5 protein-coding genes are annotated in these 3225 nt (G+C 73.1%); all 5 read right to left on the bottom strand.

Going from position 1 to position 3225, the window contains the following annotated elements; all coding sequences use genetic code 11:
* Nucleotides 1-88: 88 nt before the first annotated feature.
* Nucleotides 89-1117, bottom strand: coding sequence for an NAD-dependent epimerase/dehydratase family protein (locus H5J29_RS26640; protein WP_312858425.1), 1029 nt, complete (start codon nucleotides 1115-1117; stop codon nucleotides 89-91).
* A 142-nt stretch (nucleotides 1118-1259) separates the two neighbouring features.
* The gene (locus H5J29_RS26635; RefSeq protein ID WP_010241351.1) at nucleotides 1260-1361 is read right to left on the bottom strand and encodes a 30S ribosomal protein bS22; all 102 of its coding nucleotides are present in this window, start codon (nucleotides 1359-1361) and stop codon (nucleotides 1260-1262) included.
* Between the two features lie 106 nt (nucleotides 1362-1467).
* On the bottom strand, nucleotides 1468-1701 hold the full coding sequence (locus H5J29_RS26630) for a helix-turn-helix domain-containing protein (RefSeq protein ID WP_181783755.1): 234 nt from the start codon (nucleotides 1699-1701) through the stop codon (nucleotides 1468-1470).
* A gap of 136 nt (nucleotides 1702-1837) precedes the next feature.
* A complete protein-coding gene (gene proC, locus H5J29_RS26625; RefSeq protein ID WP_181783754.1) occupies nucleotides 1838-2650 on the bottom strand; it encodes a pyrroline-5-carboxylate reductase in 813 nt (270 codons plus the stop codon).
* A 210-nt stretch (nucleotides 2651-2860) separates the two neighbouring features.
* Nucleotides 2861-3225: thioesterase family protein (locus H5J29_RS26620; RefSeq protein WP_181783753.1), on the bottom strand; the 365-nt coding region annotated here is incomplete at its 5' end.

Genomic DNA, 3225 nt, shown 5'->3' with positions numbered 1-3225 from the left:
CCCGTCTCGTCCGCCCGCAGCGGGATCACACGTGCGTCCGGCACCGAGTCCCCCTCACCGTTCTTCTCCCCGTGCGCCACCGCGTCCCCTAGCCGAGCATCCGCGGCATGGCCCGGGCGGCGCCCAGCAGCGTGCGCTCGACCGCCTCGAGGCGCCCCTGTCCGAGGACGGGACGCAGCGCCCGGCCGCGGACGTAGTCGTCGAAGGCCTGGACGGTGGTCCACCGGGGCGCGAAGCCGAAGCGTTCCTTGAGCCGCGTGGTGTCCACCACCCGGCCGAAGTTCAGGAACCGCATCTGCTCCGGCGAGTAGTCCACGATCCGGGCGCCGCGCAGCACCCTGCCGACCGGCCCGACGGCGACCGACGGCACCGGGACCTGCACCTGACCGGCCCGCCGGATGGCCTGGGACAGCGTGACGACGCCGTCCGCCGCCACGTTGTAGACCCCGGGCAGGTCGTGCGTGGCCGCCCGCTCCAGCACCGCGAGCGCGTCCTCCTCGTGGAGGAACTGCAGCCGGGCGTCGAACCCCAGGACGGTGGGGACGGCGGGCAGCGCGAAGTACCGCGTCATCACGGTGTCGATGCGCGGGCCGACGTAGTTGCAGAAGCGCAGCACCGTCGTCGCGACGTCCGGGCGGCGGCGACCGAACCCGCGCAGGTAGCCCTCGATCTCCGCGGCGTCCTTGGCGTACCCGCCCGACGGCAGGTCCTTCGGCGTCATCGACTCGTCGAACAACGCGGGATCGCGCGAGCCGGAGCCGTACACGGCGGTCGTGGACTTGAGCACCACCCGACGCACCTGCTCGGCCTTCTGGCACGCCGCGAGCAGCTGCATCGTGCCGATGACGTTCATCTCCTTCATCGCCGTGCGGCCGCCGGACGAGCCGGGGCCCGCGGAGAGCGAGGCGTGCACCACGGTGTCGACCGAGGCGCCGGAGATGACCTTGGCGATGAGCGGGTTGCGGATGTCCGCGCGGACGAACTCGGCGCGGCCCATGCGGCGCAACATGTCCCGGGACGGCGGCACGGTGTCGACCCCGAGCACGCGGTCGATGGCGGGATCGGCGGCCAGCCGGGCCGCCAGGTTGCCACCGAGGAACCTGCTGACACCTGTCACGAGCACGACGGAGGGCGGGTCGCCGGGGTCACCGGCACCGCGGGGGGGTCCCGAGCGCGTCACAGGCACGACCTGTCTCGTCGTGGGTGGTGGAACGGGAAGGATCCCGCCCGCGACTGGCGGCGGACGGGATCCCGGGGTCTTACTTGCCGAGCTTGCGACGCTGCACGCGGGTCTTGCGGAGCAGCTTGCGGTGCTTCTTCTTCGACATCCGCTTGCGACGCTTCTTGATGACCGAGCCCATGCGCCGGTACCTCCTGTTTACTGCTTTCGCGCGCGTGGATGCACACGGCGAGACGATGACCGGTCGCCGATCCTACCCGCCGGCGCGACGGGTTCCGGGAGAGGGGTCAGCCCGCGTCGAAGTACGCGTGCCGCAGGTAGTCCTCGACCGCCCGCTTCGGTACCCGGAACGACCGGCCGACCCGGGCGGCGGGGAGCTCCCCGCCGTGCACGAGCCGGTACACGGTCATCTTGGAGACGCGCATCATGGCGGCGACCTCGGCCACGGTCAGGAACTGCACCGCGGAGAGGTTCTCGACCCGCTCGGGCTGCCCCGAATGCCCTGGTTGCTGGGTGGCCATCCGGACACCGCCTTCCCGTCTGCATCGCGTGTTCCCCGTGAGGATAGCGGTGCCGGTGTGACGCCTTCGACACACCATGCCACACCGGAGGGGCGTTCAGGTGCGCGTCAGGGTGACAGGGACTCCTACGATCGGGTCAACGGGCTTGCACCGAGCGTCCCAACTCGGCCGAGCGGTCCCGGGCGGCCTCGATCGCATCGATCAACGCGGCCCGCACCCCGTGCCGTTCCAGCTCCCGGATCGCGGCGATGGTGGTGCCCGCGGGCGAGGTCACGGCCTCGCGGAGCAGCACCGGGTGCTCCGCGGACTCCCGCAGCATGGTGGCCGCGCCGTAGGCCGACTGCACGATCAGGTCGGCCGCGACGGTGCGCGGCAGGCCGAGCAGGATCCCCGCGTCGATCATGGCCTCGACCAGGAAGAAGAAGTAGGCGGGGCCGGAGCCGGACAGGGCCGTGACGGCGTCCTGCTGGCTCTCCGGGACGGTCACCACCTTGCCGACCGCGCCGAGCAGCTCCTCGACCAGGGCCAGGTGCGCGGCCGTGGCGTGGGTGCCGCCGGACACGGCGCTCATCGCCTGCCCGACGACCATCGGCGTGTTCGGCATGACCCGCACGACCGGGGTGCCCGCGGGCAGCCCGCCCTCGAACAGCGCCGTGGGCAGGCCTGCGCACAGCGACACGACGAGCGTGCCGGGGGTGAGCGCGGCGGTCAGCTCGGTGAGCACCGGCGCGATGTCCTGCGGCTTCACGGCGACCACGACGACGTCCGCCTTGCCCGCCGCCGCGGGCACGTCCGCCGCCTCTACCCCGAGCCTGCCGGACAGCTCCGCGGCCCGCCCCGGGTGCCGCTCCGTGAAGACCAGGTCCGCCGCGGGCCGACCCGCCGCGAGCAGCCCGGACAGCAGCGCCTCCCCGATCTTCCCTGCACCCAGTACGGCGATACGAGTCATGAGGGAACGGTAACCGCGCCGCGCCCGGCCCGGCCCGGGCCCTACCCCGGCCCCGCCGGGGCCCACGGCCGAAACCCACTCTCGGCACCACCCTCTGCCACGGATGCCGCCCAGCCGTGATCACCGCCTACGAACCATCGACGCCGTATACGGCGCGGAGGGGTCGGAGACGACGATCAGCCGACCCCCGTGGCGGAGACCGGGCTCCGGTCAGTCCTGGGCGAGGGGGGCCAGGGCGAGCTGGCGGGCCTGGCAGACGATCCGGCCCGTCGAGTCCCGGACGGTGCTGTCCTCGTCGAACCAGGTACCGGCGATCATCTCCGACCGCGACTCCAGACGCAGCCAGCCCGGGGCGGGGCGGGCCCGCAGCAGCGCCGTGAGCTGCACGGTCGGCGCCCAGCCGAACCCGCGGCCGAGGTTGAACACGGTGGGCGGCAGGGCGTCCCCCGCCAGCAGCGCGAAGAGCGGGTCCGGCTCCTCGCCGCGCGGGCGCATCCAGCCGCGCATCACCGGGTCGCCGGTCTCGCCGCGCAGGAACGCCATGGTCGACGGGTCGTACCGGGCCTCCGTCGCGG

This window comes from Pseudonocardia pini, assembly GCF_013870575.1.
In the GTDB taxonomy this organism is placed as follows: domain Bacteria; phylum Actinomycetota; class Actinomycetes; order Mycobacteriales; family Pseudonocardiaceae; genus Pseudonocardia; species Pseudonocardia pini.
The sequence above is the reverse complement of the archived record's forward strand: the minus strand, read 5'-3'. Positions and strand labels throughout refer to the sequence as shown.